The 5629-nt window shown below is 30.0% G+C and carries 5 protein-coding genes; all 5 read right to left on the bottom strand.

Features of this window, described 5'->3' with window-relative positions; translation table 11 throughout:
- Positions 1-83 precede the first annotated feature (83 nt).
- The 5 genes from CD172_RS11165 to CD172_RS11145 are packed head-to-tail and all read right to left on the bottom strand — an operon-like array spanning position 84 to position 5375.
- Positions 84-437 (bottom strand): cystatin-like fold lipoprotein, encoded by a 354-nt coding sequence (locus CD172_RS11165; protein WP_103346397.1) that lies wholly within the window; start codon positions 435-437, stop codon positions 84-86.
- Between the two features lie 49 nt (positions 438-486).
- Positions 487-1074 carry a hypothetical protein gene (locus CD172_RS11160; RefSeq protein ID WP_103346396.1) on the bottom strand — a complete coding sequence of 196 codons (588 nt, stop codon included), beginning with the start codon at positions 1072-1074 and terminating at the stop codon, positions 487-489.
- A gap of 4 nt (positions 1075-1078) precedes the next feature.
- On the bottom strand, positions 1079-2116 hold the full coding sequence (locus CD172_RS11155; protein ID WP_103346395.1) for a CHAP domain-containing protein: 1038 nt from the start codon (positions 2114-2116) through the stop codon (positions 1079-1081).
- Positions 2106-3965 (bottom strand): CD3337/EF1877 family mobilome membrane protein, encoded by a 1860-nt coding sequence (locus CD172_RS11150; RefSeq protein ID WP_103346394.1) that lies wholly within the window; start codon positions 3963-3965, stop codon positions 2106-2108. Before CD172_RS11150 ends, CD172_RS11155 begins: the two co-directional genes overlap by 11 nt.
- Before the next feature lie 15 nt (positions 3966-3980).
- Complete coding sequence (locus CD172_RS11145) at positions 3981-5375, bottom strand: FtsK/SpoIIIE domain-containing protein (RefSeq protein ID WP_103346393.1); 1395 nt, start codon at positions 5373-5375, stop codon at positions 3981-3983.
- Positions 5376-5629 lie beyond the last annotated feature (254 nt).

Raw genomic sequence — 5629 nt, 5'->3', positions numbered from 1 at the left:
CTCGGAGATGTGTATAAGAGACAGGAATAACAAAGTTATAATCAACTCCCCAAACATCGCTCAAATGAATAGGGGAGTTGATTTTATTTCTTCAAATTATTTTCTTCATAATCTGGTTTGTTGTTTTTTTGATATTTAGAAACATTCATATTTTGCTGTTTTTCATATTTGCCCGTAGATTGATTTTTCTTAAATAAGTCTCCATCTACAGTTGTATCACCTTTAATCGCAATATAATCTACAGTAATAACATCCCCATCATTATAAACTTTAAAGTTTGCCTTATTCCGCTCAAATTTGTTAAATGTTTTATCACTTTCATTGTTCCAAAAATTTTTTTCCATTTCAGTAACTTTTTCAATTTCTTTATCATACTTATTACCACATGCAGATAAAATAAATACAGAACTTATAAATAATAAAAATAATTTCTTCATGATATATTCACTCCTTTTTTAGTAAATTATATCATTGTCTTGACACAAATCAATGTCCTTGACGTTGTAAATTGAAACGTGTTAAGTTATCGACTTTCCAACCGTCCGTTGTCCTAACTAAATCTAACTGAACAGATGTTTTTCGATTTTCAATTTTATCTTGTCCATCTGTTTCAATACGTTCATCAAATTGTACAAATACTTTATAACTATCTTGTTTAGGGTCAAAAACATCAAAATACACATGTAAATCATTTACACTTATATCATCATATAGATTATATCTATCTTTACCATCAAATAATGTCGAATAATAATCATCAGTAAGTAAAGGCTTTAGTTGTTTTGATTTAGATTTAAATGATGTATCCTTTTTCATCTCAAACAATTCTCTAACAAACATTTCAGACCTTTCACGAATTTGTTTTTCTTCATCACTAATCACCGTCTTTGACTGACGTTTAACTAATTCACTTAATCGCTTGTTAGACTCATTTAAACCATCTTTTTCTTTCTTTAACTCCAGAATTTCTTTTTCTTTTTGTTTAACATCATGCTTATATACTTGTGAACCAATGAATAAACCAATTAACAAACAAATAGATATCATCACAAACGTTAATACTTTTAATTTCATCAAATCACTCCTTATCATGAATAAAACTAATACCATCAACAACTTTCATTTCACGCTGCGAAACTTGATATTCACCTTTAATATTCATTTCAGTAACTGTAAACGTCGTATCATCTTTCACTTCAATTACAACAGCTACATGACCTGTTACAGCTGGACCCGGTCCAGGTTCCGCAATCATTAAAGCCCCAACCGCAGGTTTATTATTCACTTTGTATCCTTCTTCTTTAGCTCGATCGTTCCAATACTGCGCATGATACCAAAATGTAGAAATAGGTTTACCCATCTTTTGACGTATACCATACGCATACCATGTACATTGCCCCGCCGTATATAAATTACCTTTCCCAGGGTCTGAATTACTCCATTTCGGTATTTTGCCATTAAATTTTATTGCTTTACCGCCATTACCCTCACAAGTTGTTTTTGCTTTAGAACCTCCTAAATCTTTCATGATTTTTTCAACCGTAGGAATACAACGTGCATTCATATTTTTAGGGTCATTACTTGCACCAATTGGCGCATATTTTGGACCAATCTTTTTTGGCGTATCTAAACCCTCTTTAATATAAAGGTCATATAAATTTTTTGCGCCATCTTCTAAACCAGCCTCAATAGATGAATAAGTAGAATCATGAATACTTTTTGTACCCATCACAGATAAAGGGTTATTTTGACGGGTCGCATTCTCACCACGTCCCCACATACTTTCACTTGCAATAATTGCCATAAATAAAGTAGGAGGTACTTTATTCTTCTTCGCAATTTTAATTATTTTTTCCGTCTTACCCTCTAAAGCGCCACCTTTGGCATTTTGTTCAAATTTTTCAATTCCTGATTTTTCAACATCTCCACCAGACACAGTACAAGTTGAATCATCAACTTTTTCCTTAGAATTAGGTGCTAAAATAATAAACATGAATATCGGTAATATAAATAAAGCCACCATAAAACAAATTATGATGACTTTAAATAACTTTATTTTTACCCCTAAAGGAGTAGAACCTATCACTTTTTTAGCTACTTCCTTTTTACTTACCATGCTTATTAATATCCTTTTGTTCTTTTAAACGTTGTTCAGATTGGTCATTTCGAGTGATAGGTTTATTTTGATTACCTGATTGTCTATAATGCTGATGATTATTAGCACCTTGTACTTGTCGTTTCTCTATATTATTATCTGCTGAAGTTTGTATTTTCTTTTGTTCATTACGATTCATTGTCCGATCACTTTGATTCTGGCTATTTGTATAAGTTGAAACAGTTTGCGGAGAACGTTGAATATCTTTCTTAGGCTTCATATCTCTAACTTGATGTTCTTGTTGTCTAGACTTTTGAGGTTCTTTTGAATAACTATAACTCGGTTCATTTTCATGGTAATGAGACCCAATATCTTGACCATGCATTGTTTCTTGTTGCTGACGACGTTGTTTATTCTTAGAATTTCCACCATCTTTAAAAAACATCGGCATAGGTTTGTCTTGTTGTTTTCTTTTTGGTGAGTCACTATTAATGTCATTACGTTCAGGATTTGGCTGTTGATTTACTCGTTTTTGTTTCTTATTTTCTGATTGTTTTTGACGTAAATCATTCCATTTATTTTGCGTGTGTTGAATTGTTTCAGCACCAATTTTACTAGGTGAAAAACTCACATTTCCACGACTTACAAAATTAATAATTTGATGTCGTTTTTTAAACAAAACAACCAAAATCAAGACTACAAATATACAATTTAACATGTATGCATCTTGATTTGTAGGTTTAATAAACATATTAGCTAAATCAATACAAAATCCTACAATCACAAACAAAAACGTCATACATGTACTTAAAATAATATAACCCAATGTCTTCGCAAATGCAGTGAATACACTTAATTCAAAATTAGGAAGAAAACTAATAATCCAACTAAACACTAAAAAGATAAATAAAATTAATGCAAACGTTGAAAAAATCAATTTGGCTATACTTATCGCAAGAAAAACAGCTGACATAAACAACGTAATTAAAAACCCAACAAATGACACACCTAATTTTTGAAACGCATATCCTTGTGTCATGTAAACATTGTTATACTTTTTCACTTCACTAGCAATTAATTTATCAACTTTTTCCTCTCCATCTTTCGAGTAATCTTCTTTTAAAATATTATCAATACGTTCTTTACCTTTATCTTTAATTTGATTTTCATCAACGCTGCCATAATTCATCATTAAATATGTGCGATAAATCGTCATATCAAAAAATTGATTACGAATATAGTTCATACCAGATTCTTCATTTTTATAATCAACATTTTGATTTATTGAAGTCGTACTATTCATAATGACATTATTAAAATCTTTACCGATACCATTGGACATACGAATAATATTACCGGCATTACCTAATACACCGACGCCAAATCCTACTAAACAAAATATTAAAAATGCACGCTTTAATGCTTCTCTTGCATCGCCTTTCACACTAAATATAATAAAAGCATTAAAACAAACAATAATAAATAAAGTCAATGCCAAATTATCTAAAAACCCTTGATAAATATTACCAACAAACGAACCAACTTTATCACCAAAATCTTCAAGTACATCTTGATTAAATAATTTAGCAATCGCATAATCTGTCATACTTGCCAACATCTTCGACATTGATAAGAAAAATTCTGAAACATTGTTTATTTGTCTTGTTACTTCTTCTTCACCAAATGGATTCCAATCACCCTCCTCATGATAAAGCGATCGATAGTGACTTAAATCATACTTTTCAATTTTGGGCTTTACTTCAGTTGTCCTTTCTGTGCTACTGTTTTCATCAGCAAACACATTAAAAGAAACTAAGAGTAATATAGGCAAAATTAAAAAGCATAAAAGATACAATCCTTTACGCTTCATTCAACCACTCCTTATTTAAATTTCTATTGTTCTTTTCTCAGTATTATCTACATCATTCTGTAATAAAATTTGTTCAATATCTTTCGCAAAATCATATTGTTCCATTAAAGGTGCATCAAACAAAATAGGCTCATTATATTGTCCTAAAATAGAGATATAACCCCGTCCAATTTCACTTTCATGAATAGGTTGAAAGTCTTTATCAGTTTGACCAAAAGTCATACGATAACCATCATCAGACAAATTACCTAAAGACACACGCAAACCTAATTGGTCACGTACATTACCTTTGATAATATCAGCATCAGGACGTTGTGCCGTTAAAAGCATAAATACACCAGCTTGACGACCTTTCATAATAATATTTACCAATTTATCATTCATTTCTTGTAATTCTTTTTTATCTAATGTTGATGTGAAAGCCGTTACCTCATCAAATACAATAAAGAAAGGGGATAAATCAAAATTTCGGAAATCTTTACCAATGCCATATGATTCACTTTCATTCATCATTCTAAAACGATTTTCCATTTCTTCATTCGCTTGACGTAAATGTTTTAATATTTGACCTTTAGTATCAGCAACTTTATCATCACCAATAATGCGTTTCATAAAAGACAAATCAGAAACTTTAGGGTCTAATAATCTAACTTCTGATTGTCGTCTAAATAATTCGCGGATAATATAGAATAAAAAGTATGTTTTACCACCACCCGTAATACCCGTAATCAACGCATGTGGTGCTTTTACAAAATCCCAAATAATTTGTTGTGTGATTTTAATTTTAGAATCATAAACACGTCGTTCATCGCTTGAATTATTATCCATAACAATTCGTTTTTTGTATTTCAATGGCATAAACTCATAACGCAAATAACGACCAATATGACGCTTTTCAACAAGTTCACAATTAAACATAGGTTCAATAATCTCTTCTAATTCTAAATAATGATTTTGAAACCGTGAACCATCTTTTTTTACATGAATAATAAAAGATTTTCGTCCACGCTTATAAAAAAGAGTAGGGTAATAATCATATTCTGTTTGTTTCAAATCAATATCTAAAAATTCAGTTCTTTTTTTAGTGATTGTTCTACTGTGAAAACCTTGAGTTTCAATCATCTGCGCTAAATCTTTAACTTTAAATCTAATAAATATTTGAGCAATTAACTTTACCACTAAGAATATAATTAACGTACCAACCAACAAATATATAAAGTGAGACTTCATAAATACATAAAAATCCTTAACATCAAAAGTTGAATAACTTTCTTTATATAATCCGATCAATTGATATACACGATAAATAAAAAAAGCTGATGCGAACACACCAGCTAAAATAAAATCAATATACTTTTGATAAGGTTGAACACGAGTACCTTTAAACAAAGCGATTTCATTCATTACCATTGAATCACTCCAGTCTTATAAATTCATTTTAAAATTATATAGAGTAATGAATTATTTACATTTTTCTTGTAGAATCAAATTATGTGTCAACTGCATAATAGTTGGAAAGGGATATATGAACTTCGAATTATTTTTAGTAATTATACAAACAATAACAGGTATCTATTTCGGATATAAGTCGTTAAAATTAAATAATCAAGAACAAATAATAATTCAAAATAATTATATTAAGCAACGCAACGATATATATATAG

This window comes from Staphylococcus agnetis (assembly GCF_002901865.1).
GTDB lineage: Bacteria > Bacillota > Bacilli > Staphylococcales > Staphylococcaceae > Staphylococcus > Staphylococcus agnetis.
Note: the sequence above shows the minus strand (reverse complement) of the source record. Positions and strands in the feature narration are given on the sequence as shown.